Genomic DNA, 17,057 nt, shown 5'->3' with positions numbered 1-17,057 from the left:
GTTAAAACGGGCCGCTCCTTCGGGGGCGGCCTTTTTCTTTGGCCGGAGGCCATGCCGGTTGCTGGTCCGGCTCTGACTTTGCTCTGGCCTTGCCCTGGCGCGGCCAGCCGGATTAGGGTCTCCGGCGATGCCCCTTTGAGACCGACGCGCCAGTGACAGCCGATCCCGCCATCCTGCAGACCCGCCTGCCCTTTTTGCCCTGGATGGATCCGCGCAGCAGCCGCCTGCCCGGCATCCAGCCCCTCACCGATGACAGCTGGATCGCCCGCGACGAGGCTTTCGCCGGCCAGATGGCGCGACGCGACGCGCTGATCTCTGATATCCCCGACCGTGTCCACGCGCTTTTGCCCGAGGCAGAACCAGCCGCGCGCGAGCTTTATGACATGGTGCTGGCGCGGCTTGGCCGTGATCCCGGCTACCGCTTTGCGCAGGACGGTGCCGTGATCACACGCCCCGATGGCGGCACGATCCGCCCCGATCCTGAGCAGCCGCTGCTGACGCTCGGGCGGCTGGTGCAGGAGGATCTCTGCATCTTAGAGACCGGCGAGGACAGCCATCGCCTGACCGGCGCGCTTTTGTGTTTCCCGGCGGGCTGGACGCTCTCGCAAAAGATCGGCCGTTCTCTTTTGCGCATCCATGAGCCGGTCGAGCCCTATGATGAGCGCCTTGCCCGTGGGGTGCAGCGGCTCTTTGATGCGATCCGGCCGGAGCAGCCGCTCTGGCGGATGAATTACCTGACCTATGACGATCCGGAGCTGCATCAGCCGCGCCCCGAAAGCCAGCCGCGACCGCGGCCACAAGAGCATCGCTATATCCGCTGCGAGAAACAGGCGCTGATCCGGCTGCCGGTCACCAGGGCGGTGGTCTTCGCGATTCACACCTGGCTGGTCCGGTCAGATACGGTGACGGCCGATGAACATGCGGCCTTGCTGGCGGCGGTGCATTGACCAGCGTCAGGCTCAGGCCCGGATCTGCCTCTTGAAATGGCAAGAAACACGCGGGCCCGGCACCTGAAGCTCCGGTGTCGGCGGACGGGCCCCTCGCCCCGCCCGCAAAGTCTGCGGATTATTCGCCGCTGCCGCGTGTCTCGCGCAGGTCTTCGCCCCTGAAATGGGCAAGCCCGGCACGGATCGCACCATAGGGAATCGCAAAAGCGATCATCCAGTAACCAAGAATACGCGCAGCCCCTTCCCCGGCCGCATGGCGCAGCCTTTGGGTCAGAGTGAGGCTCCTGGCCATTGCCCGATGTGGCTGTGCCAAAGCCTCGTCACTGCCGCCCAGTTTTCTTGCGGTCTCCTCCGCCCCTTGCTGCGGATTACGCAGCTTATCCCGGATCGCGGCGAGCTCATCCGGGCCGGTCTGCCCCACGGCAGGGTCGGGCTGCTCAGCCGTGGCCGCAGCCTGACCTGCGCTGAGTGCTGTGGTCTGCGCCGAGGGCGCGGGGCTGGCGGGTGCGACTCGCCCCCGAAACAGATCGCGATACGCGGCGTCGATATCTTTCGGCACGCTGACATTAGCATTGGGCCGGGTAAGCTCTGACGCACGGCGCAAAATTCCGGCCCCGCCCAGAACCGCGAGCCCGGTGCTGGACGCAGAAGGCAGAAAGCGCCCGGTATGGCCGAGCCGCTCCTCAGGGATGCGTAGTCTTCCGGCGCGCAGATCGCCGCCGATGTCTTTGGCATTGCTGCCACAGCGCGCAAGGATGCCGGACACGGTTTCGCGCCCGATCTTCAGCGCGACACGGGCAAAAGCGCGCGGCTCGAACGGGGGCTTCTGACTGCCCTCTGCCCAGATTGCCGGACGGGACTCATCACTGTCACTTTTCATCATCTTTAAATCCGTCGCTCACATAACTCGCGAAACCGCACCAGCGGCCCCGGCCCTTGCATCACTTATTGCCCCGGACGGTTCCCTGCCCAGGGCCCCTCCTGCCAGGAATGTCAGGCGGCAAGATCCGGAAAAAATCAGTCAGGCGGCAGGAATGCGCCTGGAAAAAGACCTGAAACTGGCACAATTATGGCATTGTTCCGGGTTTACAGGCAGTTCGTGCCGGACCGGCTTACCGTCCGAAAGCGAGCAACACCCGGATCAGTTTGCGCACACTACCCGGCCACCATCTCCGAATGCCGCACCGGGGGCGTTTCGCATATCGGCATCACCCCGCCCATGTCGCGACCGCCGAGAATGGCCAGTGCCAGCGCCCGCATCGGCGCCGCCGCGAGGATATCGGTGCTGTCGCGCAGCCGGTCAAAGCCAAGCCGGGCCGCGTAGAAAACCGCCGCCCGTTCTGCCGCGCGGCGCTGTGACAGGCCTGCCCTGACCAGCAGATCCTGCACCTGCGCGAGCCGCCAGCCATCAACGCGCGCAAGCGCCGCCGCCACCATGACATCACACCGCGCCCAGTCGCGAATCGCGCGTTCGATCAATACGGCACAAGGTGTATCGGGGTCACCGTCTTTGGTTCCGGCGGAGGGGGGGCCATGGCCTCATCCGCCAGTTCCAGCAGGCGCGCCAATGCCAGCCGGGGGGCGCCATTTTCAGCCGGGGCGATAGACAGAACCGGCTGTTGCGAGGTCCGTTCCCACAGGGCAATCACCTCAAAGCGATAGGCCGCCAGATCGGGGAAGAACCCGTAAAACCCGGCCCGCGATGCGCCCGGAAAATCACAGAGAACCGGTAAGTTCAGCGCAGGATGCCCGGATCGCGCGAGCAATGCAAACGCCCGGATCAGCCAGTCACTGCGGCTCAGCCGCGCGGGCCGGGTGAAGCCGGGCACCCGCCACGGCGTCGCGGGCATCTGCGGCAGATCTGCCTCGAGCAGTGTCTTCGGGCCGGGGTCGGCCAGGGCGGATCCACCCCGCCCCGGCGCCCGTTGCGACATGGCGCGATGAATGCCCCCCGAAGCAAAGACCTGGCCGCGCGGAGAGGTTTTACGGTCTTGTCGGTCGCTCCGATCCTCTGGTCGCAGCAGCAGTCTCATCGCAGGCTCCTTCTGTCGCCATGGGGTATTTCCCCGGAGACTGGAGCGCGAAGGTTAAGGAATCGCTGAAAGCCACCACATTGATCAGCGCCAGTGCTGCGGCAATCACACCACGAACGCTGCCCGCCGCGAGGGCGCGTCAGAGATCGATATAGCGCCCCACCCGCGCCGCACCGCCAGAAACCGGGGTAAACCGCAGGTCGATGCCCTTTTCGTCAAGCCGGTAGCAAATGGCTTCGGCCCCGGGCCATAACAGGCAGACCGTCTCATCGCCGAGGCTCCACCGCCCCCATGTATCCCCCGAGAGGACACGGCCATCGGCAAAGAACCCCCAGGTCACGCCATCCGCGAAACCAATGGTCCGCGCGGCCAGCACCGTCTCGACCCGGTCATCCGGCACTGTGGCCCAGTCCGCCGCCGCATGCGCCATACCGGCCGCAAGGCTCAACACCAGCGCCCCGGCTTTCCACATCCGTCCTGCCATTTCGACCTGCCATTTCTATGCGCCATTTCTGCGCATCTGTTCCTGCGATTGCTTGCACCTGCCCCGACCGCTCTTTAAGGGAAGGCCAGTCAAGCCGCCAGTCAGAGGTCCGTGATGATCCCGCGTTATTCCCGCCCCGAAATGGTGGCCATCTGGTCGCCCGAGACCAAATTCCGCATCTGGTACGAGATCGAGGCCCATGCCTGCGACGCCCAGGCAGATCTCGGCGTGATCCCGCGCGAGAATGCGAGCGCCGTCTGGAAGGCAAAGGACGTGGCTTTTGACGTGGCCCGGATCGACGAGATCGAGGCTGTCACCAAACATGACGTGATCGCCTTCCTCACCCATCTGGCCGAGATCATCGGCGCCGACGAGGCGCGCTTCGTGCATCAGGGCATGACCTCATCCGACGTGCTCGACACCACGCTGAACATCCAGCTGGTGCGTGCCTCCGATATCCTGATCGCGGGTGTGGAACGGGTGCTGGCCGCCCTGAAGACCCGCGCCTTTGAACACAAGGACACCGTCCGCATCGGCCGCAGCCATGGGATCCATGCGGAACCCACCACGATGGGCCTGACCTTCGCGCGGTTTTACGCCGAGATGGACCGCAACCTGCGTCGCCTGAAAGCCGCGAAAGACGAGATTCGCACCGGCGCAATTTCCGGCGCGGTCGGCACTTTCGCCAATATCGACCCGCGCGTCGAAGAATATGTCTGCGAGAAACTCGGGCTGGAGCCGGAGCCGGTCTCGACGCAAGTTATCCCGCGTGACCGTCATGCGATGTATTTCGCGGTGCTGGGCGTGATCGCCTCGTCGATTGAAAACATCGCGATCGAGATCCGCCATATGCAGCGGACCGAAGTGCTTGAGGCGGAAGAGTTTTTCTCGCCCGGGCAAAAGGGCTCCTCGGCGATGCCGCATAAGAGGAACCCGGTCCTGACCGAAAACCTCACCGGTCTTGCCCGCCTCGTGCGGATGTCGGTGATCCCGGCGATGGAAAACGTGGCGCTCTGGCATGAGCGCGACATTTCGCATTCTTCGGTCGAACGCGCGATTGGCCCTGACAGCACCGTGACGCTGGATTTCGCGCTGAACCGGCTGGCGGGTGTGATCGAGAAACTGGTGATCTACCCCGAGAATATGTTGAAAAACATGAACAAATTCAAAGGGCTTGTGATGTCGCAGCGCGTACTTCTGGCCCTGACCCAGGCCGGCGTGTCGCGCGAAGACAGCTACCGTCTGGTGCAGCGCAACGCGATGAAGGTCTGGGAACAGGGCGCTGATTTCAAAACCGAACTGCTTGGCGATGCGGAAGTGACCAAAGCGCTCTCCCCCGCCGAGATCGAGGAGAAATTCGACCTTGGCTACCATACCAAACATGTCGACACGATTTTTGCCCGCGTTTTCGGCAAATAAGCCCTGACACGGCGCAGCTGTCGCGCTTGTGACCCGCAGCATGCCCCCCGTCCGCAGTTTCCCTGCGGGCGGGGGTTTTTCATGGCATCCTGCGGGCGTCGTCCCTCCGGCGGCGGAACACAGGAGGATTTGAGATGACGAGACCTCTGCGCAGGGCCGCACTGATCGCCGTGCTTCCCCTGATACTGATGCCGGGCCTCGCCTCGGCGCGCGATTGTATGAAACCGAAAGACATGACGGCGTCCCTTTGTATGCCCGGCGCGGTCTGGGATGAGGCAAGTGCCTCTTGCATGATCCAGCCCGCAAGCTGACGGGCACAAAGCCCCGCTGAAATTGCCTGCGGCTGGGCTGTCGCGGGCAGTTTTTATGCGGCCCGGCTGTTCAGGCCGCATTTCTTGTGAAAATACCCTGCTCTGACAATCTCCGGTTAACCCCGCTTTGCCAGGATCAGCCAGAGATCAGGTTGAGAGGCAGGAGATGTCCCATGGGGTTCAGCTGGCACGGATAACTCCGGCCCAGAGTCCGGGTGCGGGTGGTCACTACAGCGCGCAGGGAAACGGGGTGCGCCGGATGCTCAGCGCGCGCGAAAAGGCCGCCGTGGTGGTGCGCTATATGCTGGCGCAGGGGGCCGAGCTGCCGATTGCGCAGCTGCCGGACCATCTTCAGACCGCATTGGCCGAACAGATGGGCCAGATGCGGCTGGTCGACCGCGAAACGCTGGACCAGGTCATCTCGGAATTCATGACCGAGCTGGATTCGGTCGGCCTCGCCTTTCCCGGCGGGCTGGAAGGGGCGCTGAACGCGATGGATGGCCATATTTCGCAATCCACCGCGAGCCGGCTGCGCCGCAAAGTGGGGGTGGGCGCGCGCGGTGATCCCTGGGAACGGCTGGGTGCGCTGCCCCCCGAGCGGCTGGTTCCGGTGCTCGAAAATGAAGCGATCGAGGTCGCAGCCGTGATCCTGTCGAAAATGCCGGTGCAAAAGGCGGCAGAGTTTCTGGGCAAACTCCCCGGCGAACGCGCGCGCCGCATTGCCTTTGCCGTCTCGCAAACCGCCAATACCGACCCCGATACCGTGCGCCGGATCGGCATAGCCATTCTCGGCCAGATCGACGCGCAGCCGCAAAAGGCCTTTGACCGTGGCCCGGTTGAACGGGTGGGGGCGATCCTCAATGTCTCGCCCGCCCAGGTGCGCGAAGATGTGCTGAAAGGTCTGGAAGACGCGGATGCCGGTTTTGCCGAAGAGGTGCGCCGCGCCATCTTCACCTTCGCGCATTTCCCCGGCCGCGTCACTGGCCGCGACATTCCGAAAGTCGTGCGGCTGGTCGATCAGGCTACGCTGGTCACCGCCATCGCTTATAGCAAAGGCAAACCACCGCTGGAGGCCGCCGGCGAATTCATCCTCGCCTGTATCTCGCAGCGCATGGCGCAAAACATCCGTGACGAGGTCGAACAGGCGCCGAAGATCAAGGACAGGGACGGCGAGACCGCGATGAGCGCAATCGTCGCCGCCGCACGCAGCCTGGAGGCGCAGGGCGAGCTGGTCATGCTGCTGCCCGAAGAGGAGGAATGACCCGCCAGCGCCCAAAGCGCCTTTCTGGCAAAGCCCGTCTCTGGCCTAAGGCCTCTCTGGCCGCATCCCCGGCCAGAAATCTCCGCCACAAAAGATCCGGGGGCTCCTCTGCGGGCACGTCCCCTTCGCGGCGCGGAACGACCGGACGGCCGTTTTGCACCCGCATAGCGGCTGCAAAACGGCCAGCGCCGCGTGAGAGCGTCCGGCTCTCACGCGGCCTTAACCAGATCGTCCGGCGCAGCCACTGGCATGGCAGGCCGGGCCCCGGGCGCAAACCCCATCGGTAACAGCCCGATGCTTTCCGCAAAGAGCCTCTGTTGGAGGCGCCGGATCACATCTCACCCCATTCGCCTGTTCCCCGACCCATTGCCGCCGTGACGGATGACCCCGGCTTTGCGTTTCTCCACGCCGGCAGCGCTGGCATGGCCGCGTCGCAAGCCTCCTGCACCTCACTCAGCCTTGCCTCTTATTGCGCAGATACAGCCGATCTCCGGTGCCCATCACACGCCTTGGGCATTCGCATGCGGGTCTTCTGGCCGACAGCGACTGCGGTCTGCGCACGCCTCCCGGCCGGGCGGAGGTGCCTCAATTGTACCGCCCCGGTTACCTGGAAATCAGCGCAGCCCATGCCCCATTTTCTGCATCTCCGGCCTGACCCTGTGCAGATGGCGCAGGCCCATCGGGAATTTTCTGCTCCCCCGCCTCGCCTTCCCGGTCCGATCTTTGATTTCAGAAGGCAAAAGGGCAAAATCTGCCGGCCCGTGCCAAAGGCGACCCGCACGTCGCAATCCAGTCACCAGTGTCGCTGAACTGTCCGGCCCCTGACGCTGACTTGCGGAAACAAACTTTTTCCTCACCCCCACCCTGCTCGCATGGGCAGGCCGTCACGGTCCTGGTCTGAACCAGCCGCATTCCAGCCATCCACATTGGCTCCAGACCAGCCATCCTCTCTTGTCTCTTTCCCGGCACCCAGGTAGCGTCGCTGGCATCATGCAAACTGCGCAGAACCACGCGCGAGGCATCCTTCTGATGATCCTCGCAATCCTCGCTTTCACCCTGCTCGATGCGAGCGCCAAGGGCCTGTTGCAGCGCTATCCCGCGCCGCAGGTGATCTGGGCACGTTTTCTCGGTCAGGTGCTGATCGTGGTGCTGATCCTGAGGGGGCGGACGCTGGCCATGGCTCGCACCTCCTACCCCGGCCTTCATGTGCTGCGTGCTGTTTTCCAGGTCACCACGGCCGCGCTGTTTTTCACCTCGCTGAATTTCATCGGCCTCGCCGAAGCGACCGCGCTCACCGACACGAGCCCGGTTCTTGTCACGCTCGGGGCCGCGCTGTTTCTGGGAGAAAGGCTCGGGCCGAGGAGGATCCTTGCGATCTGTGTGGCGCTGGTCGGCGCGGTGATCATCGTGCGCCCCGGCGGCGGCGTGTTCACCTGGTGGGCGCTGATGCCGCTTGCCGCAGCTGTCTCTTTCGCGGCCAATTCGCTCCTGACCCGACGCATCGGCCAATATGAGCCGGTCTGGACCGCAATGCTCTGGGGCGGGATCTTCGGGACGCTGGCCTTCTCCCTCTTTCTTCCCACAAACTGGGTGCCGGTCGCGGCTGCCGATCTTCCGCTGTTCATCTTTGTCGGCTGTATCGGCACGCTGGGCCAGGTGCTGATGATCCGCTCCCTCTCGATTGCCGAGGCTGGAACCGTAGCGCCCTTCACCTATATCGGTGTGGTTTTCGCCACGCTCTGGGGCGCGCTTTTCTTCTCGGAATATCCCGATTTCTGGACGGTGACCGGCGCGCTTGTGATCGTGGGGGCCGGTCTCTATGTCTGGCACCGGGAAACGCGGCTGCACAAGCGCTGATCCAGGATTGCAAACGGGCTGCATAATGAGCGAGAAACATGAGGCAAATCCACGCCACTGGCTGCAGGACCGGCTGTTCCGGGCGCTGATCTGGGCCCTGAAGCGGCTGCGCTACCGCATCAGGGTGCCCCTTTGCGGCAAGATCGTCTCGGGCGTGATCGCACCGCTGGCGGGCTACCGCCGCCGCATCCGCAGCAATCTGGCCCTCGTCATGCCGGATCTGCCAAAGGCCGAGGTCGAGAAGATCGTCCGCGACGTGCCCGACAATGTCGGCCGCACCCTGATCGAGATCTATTCAGGCGAGGAGTTCATCGCCCGCGCCGCCGGACTGCCACTGACCGGCGCAGGGGTTGCCGCGCTGGAGGAAGCCCGTCGCGCGAACCGCCCCGTGATCCTCGTCACCGCGCATTTCGGCAATTATGATGCCACCCGCGCCGCCCTGATCGCACGCGGATTTCCGGTCGGCGCGCTCTACATGAATATGTCGAACCGCTATTTCAACGAACATTACCTCAGGGCGATTTCCACCATCGGCACACCGCTTTTCCCACGCGGGCGCGAGGGTCTGGGGCAGATGGTGAAATTCCTGCGCCAGGGCGGCATGCTCGGGATGCTGATCGACCAGCATATGACCCGCGCACCGCTTCTGGGTTTCTTCGGCCATGAGGCGCAGACCGCGCTTTCGGCGGCAGAGCTCGCGCTGAAATATGATGCGCTTTGTGTGCCGGTCTATGCGGTGCGCCAGCAGGACGGGCTGTCCTTCCAGGTCATCGTGGAGGATCCGATCCCGCATAGTGACCCGGTCACCATGACCCAGGCGCTGAATGACAGCCTTGAGGCGCTGGTGCGGCGCTATCCCGGCCAGTGGTTCTGGATCCACAAACGCTGGAAACATGGCGGCGCCAGACTGCCTTCGCCGGATGCCGAAACCTGATCCAGGGTCTGTTTCCGGCCTGCTTCCGCGCCTGATCGGCCCCCGGGACAACCCGTTTCAGCTGATTTCTGACAATGGAGAAGCCTGCAGTATCGTTACGGCTTCGACCCGAAGCACGGCTGCCGGGAAACACCTGTCCCGTGGTCTGGCGGCAAGCGGCAGACACAGCCCGAGCCCATTCTGTCTCAGGGGGCCACCGCAGCCGCAAAGATCTGCCCCGGCCCTGCCGCTTTGGCCCCTTTTCCACTGACATCCTGAATGAACACCACCGCAGGATTGCTACCGGTGATTGGGATGCTGACCTCAAGCGGCTCCTGCCCGGCCCAGTCGCCAAGGCTCTCCCATTCGGTCACGATATTGCGGTAGGTCACGATTTTGCCGGCGTTTTCGCCGCGCTCGATATCGACCGTGGCCTCGGGCATATAGCGCGCAAGCTCGACCCGGGCCGGGGCCTCCAGCGGCGGGTCGGCTTTGGCGCGGATCACCAGGTTGTCGCCTTCTCGCGTGACCACCAGCGTCACCGGGCTTTTGGCGGCAACGTGATCGGCCAGCGCCTTCAGCGTCGCTTCCGGGTCAAAGCCCTCGATGCGCTCGACACCGCCGATGATGAATTGCGGCGTATAGATCGTGCGCGATCCGATGGTCCTTGCATATTCCTTTTGCCGCTCGGTGAACGCCGCCGAGCCGAAACTGTCCTCCCAGCCGATGTAATCCCAGTAATCGACATGCAGCGAGAGCGCGATCACGCGCTTGTCTTTGGTGAGGCTTGCGAAAAACTCATCCGCCGGCGGGCAGGAGACACAGCCTTGCGAGGTAAAGAGCTCGACCACCACCGGGCCGGCGCCGGCGGCCAGAGGCGCCGCCTTCTCTGCCAGGTCTTCGGCGGTGCCCGGACCTGCAAGCGCGCAGGTCAGAACCAGGCCGCAGGCGGCGCTGAGCAAATGTCGCATCTCATGTCTTTCCCGGCTGGCGTCAGCGGCTATCGGAGCATTGCCCGGACACCGCCCGTCCCTGTACTCAACCCTGTATAGGAAACCGACCCCCTGCCTGCCAATCAAGGTTTTGCGATTGCCTGCAATCTTCCGCGCCCCGGACCGCTTTCCCCCTTTCCTCGCCGCCCTCTCCATGCTGCAATCGCAGTGTAGTTTCGCCGGCGCTTCTGCCCCTATTGCCGCCGCGTCCGCCACCACGGCCTCCGGGGTCTGGAAATTCGGTATACTACTGCATACATAACTTCTGAGATCCCCGGGCACCGCCTCGCCCGCCGCAGCCGCAAGATGCCACGCCAGTTTTTCAAGGAGCGAAGACATGACCGTCACCGTCGGACATGACAGCCAGAAAACCCGTAAAACCCTGAGCGCGGGCGGCCAGACCGTCAGCTATTATTCGATCCCGGCGGCGCAAGAGGCCGGGCTTGGGGATTTCTCGCGCCTGCCCGCGTCGCTGAAAGTGGTGCTTGAGAACATGCTGCGCTTTGAGGATGGTAAAACCGTCACCAGCGATGACATCCGCGCGTTTTCGACCTGGGGCGCCCAGGGCGGGCGCAATCCGATCGAGATCGCCTACCGCCCGGCCCGCGTGCTGATGCAGGATTTCACCGGTGTTCCGGCGGTGGTGGACCTGGCCGCGATGCGGGATGGGATCATCGGGCTTGGCGGTGACGCGCAAAAGATCAACCCGCTGAACCCCGTTGATCTGGTGATCGACCATTCGGTGATGATCGACGAATTCGGCAATCCCCGCGCGTTCCAGATGAATGTCGACCTGGAATATGAACGCAATATGGAACGCTATACCTTCCTCAAATGGGGGCAGAAGGCGTTCAACAATTTCCGCGTCGTGCCACCCGGCACCGGAATCTGTCACCAGGTCAATCTGGAATATCTGGCCCAGACAATCTGGACCGACACAGACCAGAATGGCGAGCTGGTGGCTTACCCGGATACCCTCGTCGGGACCGACAGCCACACCACCATGGTCAATGGCCTCGCCGTGCTGGGCTGGGGCGTCGGCGGGATCGAGGCCGAGGCGGCGATGCTGGGCCAGCCGGTGTCGATGCTGATCCCGGAAGTGGTTGGCTTCAGACTGACCGGGAAAATGGTCGAAGGCACCACCGCGACCGATCTGGTGCTGAAGGTCGTGGCGATGCTGAGGAAACATGGCGTGGTGAACAAATTCGTCGAGTTTTACGGCGAAGGGCTTGATCACCTGCCGCTTGCCGACCGCGCCACAATCGCGAACATGGCCCCCGAATACGGCGCCACCTGCGGCTTTTTCCCCATTGATGACGAAACGCTGCGCTATCTGAGGAATACCGGCCGCGACGAGGCCCGCATCGCGCTGGTCGAGGCCTATGCCAAAGCAAACGGCTTCTGGCGCGGGCGCGATTACGATCCGATCTATACCAGCACGCTGGAGCTCGACATGGGCAGCATTGTCCCGGCGATCTCGGGGCCGAAACGGCCGCAGGATTACCTGCCGCTGACGGAATCGGCCCGCAGCTTCTACAAGGTCGTGGCAGATTACCGCGGCATTGATGTCAGCCCGGATGCGCTGGATATGGGCGATGAGGGCGGCGCGATCACCGCGCCGCCAAAGGATGTGCGCAAGGTCGTACCGGTCGAGGGCAAGGATTACACCCTTACCGATGGCTCGGTTGTGATTGCGGCGATCACCTCCTGTACCAACACCTCGAACCCCTATGTGATGATCGGCGCGGGGCTGGTAGCGCGCAAGGCCCGCGCTTTGGGGCTGACCCGCAAACCCTGGGTCAAGACCTCGCTCGCGCCCGGCTCACAGGTGGTGGGGGAATATCTTGAGGCCGCAGGGCTGCAGGAAGATCTGGATGCGCTCGGCTTCAACCTCGTGGGGTATGGCTGCACCACCTGTATCGGGAATTCCGGGCCGCTGGGCGATCCGGCGATCTCGAAAGCGATCAGTGACAATGACCTGGTTGCGACGGCAGTTCTGTCGGGGAACCGCAACTTTGAGGGCCGCATCAGCCCTGATGTGCGGGCAAATTTCCTCGCCTCGCCACCGCTGGTGGTCGCCTATGCGATTGCCGGCGACCTGAACGTCAACCTGACCCGCGACCCGATCGGACAGACGCCCGGGGGCGAGAACATCTTCCTGAAAGACATCTGGCCCACGCAGAAAGAAATCAGTGAGATCGTCGACAAAGTCGTCACGCGCGAGGTTTTCCAGGCGAAATATGCCGATGTTTTCAAAGGGGATACCCGCTGGCAGGCGGTCGAAGTCACCGGCGCCGAGACCTATGACTGGCCGCCCGCCTCGACCTATATCCAGAACCCGCCCTATTTCCAGAATATGGGGCGTGCCCCCGGCGTGATCTCGGATATCGAGGGCGCGCGGGTGCTGGCGATCCTCGGCGATATGATCACGACCGACCATATTTCACCGGCGGGCTCGTTCAAACCGACGACTCCGGCGGGGAAATACCTGCTGGAACGCCAGGTGGCGCCACGCGATTTCAACTCTTATGGCTCGCGTCGCGGCAACCATGAAGTGATGATGCGCGGCACTTTCGCCAATATCCGCATCAAAAACGAGATGCTGTCCAATGATCAGGGCGGCGTCGAGGGCGGCTATACACTGGGGCCGGACGGGGCGCAGACCTCGATCTTTGACGCCTCGATGGCCTGGCAGGCGCAGGGCCGGCCGCTGGTGATTTTTGGCGGCGTGGAATATGGCGCGGGGTCGTCGCGCGACTGGGCGGCCAAGGGCACGGCGCTGCTGGGGGTCAAAGCGGTTGTCGCGGAAAGCTTCGAGCGCATCCACCGCTCCAACCTCGTCGGCATGGGGGTCATCCCCTTTGAATTCACCGGCGGAGACACCCGCAAAACGTTGAACCTGAAGGGGACGAGGAAATCTCGATCCATGGTCTCGCCGGCGGGCTGAAACCCCTGAGCCTGGTCCCCATGACGATCCGCAGAGCAGATGGAAGCGAGCGGACCGTCGAGATCCGCTGCCGCATCGATACCGAAATCGAGGTCGAATATGTCGAAAACGGCGGCGTGCTGCATTACGTGCTGCGAAATCTTGCCGGCGTCTGATCGGGGTGTCTGATCGGGGCGCCAGATAGGGGCGGATGACAAAGCGGCATCGCAAATGGGCCGGAGCGATCCGGCCCATTTGTTCCGGTTAAGTTCCTTTTTACCCGAATCGCGCAATCTGGAAGGGTTCAGCCAGAAGGGCTTTTCCATGCGCCATTCCACCCGCCTCGACATGCGTGACCGCAGGATCCCGGCCCGCGCCCTGTTCCCGCCCTTGCCCTCGCAATCCGAGATATGGCAGGCCGAAAGCGCCGCATTTCTTACAAAAACCGCCCGGCTGAATGCGCCCGCATCGCGATGCGTGGCGTCCAGGCGGCTCTCCCTGCCCGCGCTGCCCTTTGCCGAACTGCTGATGCCGTTCGGGATGCTGACACTGTCACTGCTGAACTGAAGGTCTGCCCGGTCTGGGCCTCACGCGGCCTGTCCTGCGTCACGCCTGCGTCACGTTAGCTCGCCTCATGGTGCCCCGCATCAGGGTGGCCTCGCCTGCGCATCGCCTTGTCTCAGGGCAGCGATTGTCCCGCCGCTGTCTTGCAGGCGGTCACACGCTCATCCGTAATCGGCCAGAGCGTGAACCGCGCGCCTGTCTCGGACTGGCAGGTGAGGATCGGGTAATTGCTGTGATCGGTGAAATACTGACACCAGAGGCCGAAGGAACCGGCTTTCCCCACCACCAAATTGGGCACTTCATCATAGCCCGACGGGCTCAGGCGTATCGGCGCATCATGGTCCGCCCCGGTCGCACAGGGGACGACATCAAGCGCCCAGGTCCCCTTAACCGGCGCGATCCGGACGAGATCGTCGATCAGCGCCGGAGCCTCGGCACCACTGCGCCCGACCCGCTCATAGACCCCGGTGAAAAAGCTGGTATCTGGCCGGATCGTCTCTGCCTGTGCCATCGCCCCGCAGGTCAGAAACGCTGCGGCAAAGATAAAAGCCTTCATTTCAACGCCGCAGCAAGGGCGGGGACAAAGCGCGATTCGTAATCGGTGCCGACCAGCGGACCGGTAAATTTGAACAGAACCGTGCCATCTCCATCAATGATGAAGGTCTCGGGCGGCGCGGACACGCCCCATTCCACCCGGTTGCGCCCACCAGGATCGGTGGCAATGGCAAAGAACGGATTGCCGTCTTTCTCAAGATAGCCGGCCGCATCGGCTTCTTTATCCATGATATTCACGCCGGCGACCCGGATCCCATCCGCCGCCATCGCCTTCAGAACCGGATGTTCGGCCCGGCAGGGCGGGCACCAGGAGGCCCAGAAATTCACCACCGTCACCTCGCCCCTCCGGAGGTCATCCGCCGTCAGAAGTGGTGTTCCGGGCAAGGATGTCTCGGGCAGAACCGGCGCCGCGCGCCCGATAAAGGTCGAGGGGATCTCGCCCTGCCCGTCGCGCTGCATCCCGAACCAGAAGACAGTGGCGAGACAGGCAAAGGCCAGGGGCGGCACCAGATAAAGCGCCTTCATGCTTTGGCCTCCGCAGCTTTTGCCTGCGCGAGCCGTGTTTCTGCCCCGGCCAGTGCCCGCGCCACCCGCCGGGATTGCACAAGCGTCAGCGCAAGCAGCCCGGCCAGGGCCAGAAGCGTCGCCCCCAGGCGCCCAGCACGGTTGCCGCGTAGTCTCCAAGATCCGGCATCATCCAAGCCTCTCCCTTGCCTCAAGCGCGATCAGCCGCCGCGCCCGGATCAGCATCCGGGTCCGCAAGAGGACGATCAGTATGAAAAACAACACGAATCCGACGAGGCAGATCACCAGGGGCACGTAATAGGCCACATCCAGCGGGTCTTTCTCGCCGACTTTCAGGATGGTCGAATCCTGATGCAACCCCTGGTTCCAGAACTTGACCGCATAGCGCGACATCACCGCAAAGACCGAGCCAACGACGCAAAGAATGCCTGTCAGATCAGCGGCGGTTTCAGGATCTTCGATCGCCGACCAGAGCGCGATATAGCCAAGGTAAAACAGGAAGAGGATCAGGAATGAGGTCAGGCGCGGATCCCATTCCCACCAGGTGTTCCACATCGGCTGGCCCCAGAGCGCGCCGGTGACAAGGGCTATCAGCGTGAAAACAAGCCCCGCCGGGGCCGCCGCCCGCGCCGCCAGCGCCGAGACATGGTGGCGCCGGATCACCCAGATCAGCGAGGTGACCAGCATCATGATCCAGGCATTGATCGCCATCATCGCCGCTGGCACATGGATGAAGAGGATCTTGACCGTCGAGCCCTGTTTGTAGTCGTCAGGGGTAAAGAAAAAACCCCAGGTCAGACCGATCCCCAGAGACAGGCCCGCAAGTGCTGCGATCCAGGGCAGGATCCGCCCGGAAAGCCGCATGAAATTTCTCGGATTTGCGAATTCCCAAATCGACATATCGGCCCGTCTGTTCTGCCTCACCCGTGCTTTGTAGCGCGCGAGACTCTGTTATAGACTGATTTAGCGCAAGTTAACCCGAATTGCGGCGGCTGCGGCGAAGGGCAGCAGCGCCAGCGAGCCGGCCGTGATTGCGGCAAGGAGCGCAAGCGGTGTCGCCAGCGCCAGACCGGTCGCGCCGCGCCGCACGACCTCGGCGCCAAAGACCAGCGTCGGCACGTAAAGCGGCAGCACGAGCAGCGAGAGCAAAAGCCCGCCGCGCCTGAGGCCGATGGTCAGACTGGCCCCAAAGGCCCCGATCACCGAAAGCGCCGGTGTGCCGACCGCCAGCGAGAGCAGCAGCCAGGGGTATCCTGCGGCAGGCAGGTTCAGCAGAACCGCGAGCAGCGGCGAGGCCAGCGTCAGCACAAGCCCCGTGACCAGCCAATGCGCCAGCGCCTTGATCGCCACAACCCCTTCAAGCGGCAAGGGCGCCGTGGCCAGAAGGTCAAGGCTGCCATCCTCATGATCCAGCGCGAAAATACGGTCGAGGCTGAGGAGCGAGGCGAGAAGCGCCCCCACCCAAAGGACGCCGGGCGCGATCGTGGCAAGAATGGCGCTGTCCGGCCCGACACCCAAAGGCAGCAGCACCACAACAAGCAGGAAGAAGGCGAGACCAAGGCCAAAGCCCCCCCGGCGCGGAAGGCAAGCGAGAGGTCGCGGGCCAGGAGCGCGATCATCCTGTTACTCCGATGGTCTCGCCGAACGCGTCGTCGAAGCCACCCGCGACGGCGCGCTGGTGCTTTGGCCGGAAGGGGGTGAGATCCAGCACCCCCGCCTCATCAAGTCCGAGATCAATATGAGTGGCGATCAGCGCCGCGCCGCCCTCTTTGAGATGGGCGCGCAGGACAGCTGCGAAAAGCAGAACGGCAGCCTGATCAAGCGAAACTGTGGGCTCATCCAGCAGCCAGACCGGCCGGCCGGTGACCAGAAGCCGCGCGAGGCCGAGGCGGCGTTTCTGACCGGCGGACAGTTGCCCGGCGGCGCGGTGGCGCAAGGCGGTCAGCTGAAGCTGCTCCAGTGCGGCTCCTGCTGCCGGCTGACCCGTGCCAAAGACCGAAGCCCAGAAGGAGATATTCGCGTCCACCGTTAACGCGGATTTCAGCCCGTCGGCATGGCTGGCATAGGCGAGGTCATCCGTGGCGGCACTGATCGCGCCGGAAACAGGGGGTTGCAGCCCGGCGATGGTGCGCAGCAAAGTGGTCTTGCCGATGCCATTGGGGCCGCGCAGCGCAAGGGCCTGGCCAGGGCGCAGGGTGAAACTGATTCCCTCCAACACCACAAGCCCGCCACGGGCGACCGCGAGATTTTCGACCCTGAGTTCCATCGCA

General features: G+C 63.7%; 16 protein-coding genes and 2 pseudogenes. 8 read left to right on the top strand and 10 right to left on the bottom strand.

Features of this window, described 5'->3' with window-relative positions; translation table 11 throughout:
• The first annotated feature begins 152 nt into the window (after positions 1-152).
• Entirely contained in the window at positions 153-947 is a 795-nt protein-coding gene (locus QNO18_RS10020) for a DUF3445 domain-containing protein (protein WP_283177552.1), read from the top strand.
• A 118-nt stretch (positions 948-1,065) separates the two neighbouring features.
• Here the strand turns inward: QNO18_RS10020 and QNO18_RS10015 are convergent, their stop codons facing one another.
• The 4 genes from QNO18_RS10015 to QNO18_RS10000 form a co-directional block, all read right to left on the bottom strand.
• Positions 1,066-1,830, bottom strand: coding sequence for a hypothetical protein (locus QNO18_RS10015; protein ID WP_283177551.1), 765 nt, complete (start codon positions 1,828-1,830; stop codon positions 1,066-1,068).
• A gap of 272 nt (positions 1,831-2,102) precedes the next feature.
• A complete protein-coding gene (locus tag QNO18_RS10010; RefSeq protein ID WP_283177550.1) occupies positions 2,103-2,426 on the bottom strand; it encodes a hypothetical protein in 324 nt (107 codons plus the stop codon).
• On the bottom strand, positions 2,423-2,980 hold the full coding sequence (locus QNO18_RS10005) for a hypothetical protein (RefSeq protein ID WP_283177549.1): 558 nt from the start codon (positions 2,978-2,980) through the stop codon (positions 2,423-2,425). The genes QNO18_RS10010 and QNO18_RS10005 overlap by 4 nt, the downstream gene beginning before the upstream one ends.
• 139 nt (positions 2,981-3,119) lie before the next feature.
• On the bottom strand, positions 3,120-3,464 hold the full coding sequence (locus tag QNO18_RS10000; RefSeq protein ID WP_283177548.1) for a hypothetical protein: 345 nt from the start codon (positions 3,462-3,464) through the stop codon (positions 3,120-3,122).
• A gap of 114 nt (positions 3,465-3,578) precedes the next feature.
• On the opposite strand from QNO18_RS10000, the gene purB reads away from it, so the two are divergent.
• The 5 genes from purB (at position 3,579) to QNO18_RS09975 (ending at position 9,246) form a co-directional block, all read left to right on the top strand.
• Positions 3,579-4,883 (top strand): adenylosuccinate lyase, encoded by a 1,305-nt coding sequence (gene purB, locus QNO18_RS09995; protein ID WP_283177547.1) that lies wholly within the window; start codon positions 3,579-3,581, stop codon positions 4,881-4,883.
• 134 nt (positions 4,884-5,017) lie between these two features.
• A complete protein-coding gene (locus QNO18_RS09990; RefSeq protein ID WP_283177546.1) occupies positions 5,018-5,194 on the top strand; it encodes a hypothetical protein in 177 nt (58 codons plus the stop codon).
• Positions 5,195-5,453: 259 nt separating this feature from the next.
• Positions 5,454-6,455 (top strand): FliG C-terminal domain-containing protein, encoded by a 1,002-nt coding sequence (locus QNO18_RS09985; RefSeq protein WP_283177545.1) that lies wholly within the window; start codon positions 5,454-5,456, stop codon positions 6,453-6,455.
• A 990-nt stretch (positions 6,456-7,445) separates the two neighbouring features.
• Positions 7,446-8,312: a DMT family transporter gene (locus QNO18_RS09980; protein ID WP_283177544.1), complete on the top strand. Its 867-nt coding sequence runs from the start codon at positions 7,446-7,448 to the stop codon at positions 8,310-8,312.
• A gap of 25 nt (positions 8,313-8,337) precedes the next feature.
• The gene (locus QNO18_RS09975) at positions 8,338-9,246 is read left to right on the top strand and encodes a lysophospholipid acyltransferase family protein (protein ID WP_283177543.1); all 909 of its coding nucleotides are present in this window, start codon (positions 8,338-8,340) and stop codon (positions 9,244-9,246) included.
• A 185-nt stretch (positions 9,247-9,431) separates the two neighbouring features.
• Here the strand turns inward: QNO18_RS09975 and QNO18_RS09970 are convergent, their stop codons facing one another.
• A complete protein-coding gene (locus tag QNO18_RS09970) occupies positions 9,432-10,196 on the bottom strand; it encodes a DUF1223 domain-containing protein (protein WP_283177542.1) in 765 nt (254 codons plus the stop codon).
• Positions 10,197-10,554: 358 nt separating this feature from the next.
• Between QNO18_RS09970 and acnA the strand changes: the two are divergent.
• Positions 10,555-13,319 (top strand): annotated as a pseudogene (acnA, locus tag QNO18_RS09965) (aconitate hydratase AcnA).
• Positions 13,320-13,467: 148 nt separating this feature from the next.
• Positions 13,468-13,710, top strand: a complete 243-nt coding sequence (locus QNO18_RS09960; RefSeq protein ID WP_283177541.1) for a hypothetical protein — start codon at positions 13,468-13,470, stop codon at positions 13,708-13,710.
• A 112-nt stretch (positions 13,711-13,822) separates the two neighbouring features.
• On the opposite strand, the gene QNO18_RS09955 is transcribed toward QNO18_RS09960, so the two are convergent.
• From QNO18_RS09955 to ccmA, 5 genes and pseudogenes are all read right to left on the bottom strand, one after another.
• Positions 13,823-14,263 carry a hypothetical protein gene (locus QNO18_RS09955; RefSeq protein ID WP_283177540.1) on the bottom strand — a complete coding sequence of 147 codons (441 nt, stop codon included), beginning with the start codon at positions 14,261-14,263 and terminating at the stop codon, positions 13,823-13,825.
• Positions 14,260-14,787, bottom strand: a complete 528-nt coding sequence (locus tag QNO18_RS09950) for a DsbE family thiol:disulfide interchange protein (protein WP_283177539.1) — start codon at positions 14,785-14,787, stop codon at positions 14,260-14,262. The genes QNO18_RS09955 and QNO18_RS09950 overlap by 4 nt, the downstream gene beginning before the upstream one ends.
• Positions 14,788-14,955: 168 nt before the next feature.
• Positions 14,956-15,687: a heme ABC transporter permease gene (locus QNO18_RS09945; protein ID WP_283177538.1), complete on the bottom strand. Its 732-nt coding sequence runs from the start codon at positions 15,685-15,687 to the stop codon at positions 14,956-14,958.
• A gap of 63 nt (positions 15,688-15,750) precedes the next feature.
• Positions 15,751-16,406 (bottom strand): annotated as a pseudogene (gene ccmB, locus QNO18_RS09940) (heme exporter protein CcmB).
• On the bottom strand, positions 16,403-17,053 hold the full coding sequence (ccmA, locus tag QNO18_RS09935) for a heme ABC exporter ATP-binding protein CcmA (protein ID WP_283177537.1): 651 nt from the start codon (positions 17,051-17,053) through the stop codon (positions 16,403-16,405). The pseudogene ccmB and the gene ccmA overlap by 4 nt, the downstream one beginning before the upstream one ends.
• Positions 17,054-17,057 lie beyond the last annotated feature (4 nt).

The sequence above is a fragment of the Gemmobacter sp. 24YEA27 genome, assembly GCF_030052995.1.
Classification (GTDB): Bacteria; Pseudomonadota; Alphaproteobacteria; order Rhodobacterales; family Rhodobacteraceae; genus Pseudogemmobacter.
Note: the sequence above shows the minus strand (reverse complement) of the source record. Positions and strands in the feature narration are given on the sequence as shown.

What these genes read in the sequence shown, in the direction of transcription:
- QNO18_RS10015 (WP_283177551.1), bottom strand. Translation starts at nt 1,830, where the DNA reads ATGATGAAAAGTGACAGTGATGAGTCCCGTCCGGCAATCTGGGCAGAG.
- QNO18_RS10005 (WP_283177549.1), bottom strand. Translation starts at nt 2,980, where the DNA reads ATGAGACTGCTGCTGCGACCAGAGGATCGGAGCGACCGACAAGACCGT.
- QNO18_RS10000 (WP_283177548.1), bottom strand. Translation starts at nt 3,464, where the DNA reads ATGGCAGGACGGATGTGGAAAGCCGGGGCGCTGGTGTTGAGCCTTGCG.
- purB (WP_283177547.1), top strand. Translation starts at nt 3,579, where the DNA reads ATGATCCCGCGTTATTCCCGCCCCGAAATGGTGGCCATCTGGTCGCCC.
- QNO18_RS09990 (WP_283177546.1), top strand. Translation starts at nt 5,018, where the DNA reads ATGACGAGACCTCTGCGCAGGGCCGCACTGATCGCCGTGCTTCCCCTG.
- QNO18_RS09985 (WP_283177545.1), top strand. Translation starts at nt 5,454, where the DNA reads ATGCTCAGCGCGCGCGAAAAGGCCGCCGTGGTGGTGCGCTATATGCTG.
- QNO18_RS09980 (WP_283177544.1), top strand. Translation starts at nt 7,446, where the DNA reads ATGCAAACTGCGCAGAACCACGCGCGAGGCATCCTTCTGATGATCCTC.
- QNO18_RS09975 (WP_283177543.1), top strand. Translation starts at nt 8,338, where the DNA reads ATGAGCGAGAAACATGAGGCAAATCCACGCCACTGGCTGCAGGACCGG.
- QNO18_RS09970 (WP_283177542.1), bottom strand. Translation starts at nt 10,196, where the DNA reads ATGCGACATTTGCTCAGCGCCGCCTGCGGCCTGGTTCTGACCTGCGCG.
- QNO18_RS09960 (WP_283177541.1), top strand. Translation starts at nt 13,468, where the DNA reads ATGCGCCATTCCACCCGCCTCGACATGCGTGACCGCAGGATCCCGGCC.
- QNO18_RS09955 (WP_283177540.1), bottom strand. Translation starts at nt 14,263, where the DNA reads ATGAAGGCTTTTATCTTTGCCGCAGCGTTTCTGACCTGCGGGGCGATG.
- QNO18_RS09950 (WP_283177539.1), bottom strand. Translation starts at nt 14,787, where the DNA reads ATGAAGGCGCTTTATCTGGTGCCGCCCCTGGCCTTTGCCTGTCTCGCC.
- QNO18_RS09945 (WP_283177538.1), bottom strand. Translation starts at nt 15,687, where the DNA reads ATGTCGATTTGGGAATTCGCAAATCCGAGAAATTTCATGCGGCTTTCC.
- ccmA (WP_283177537.1), bottom strand. Translation starts at nt 17,053, where the DNA reads ATGGAACTCAGGGTCGAAAATCTCGCGGTCGCCCGTGGCGGGCTTGTG.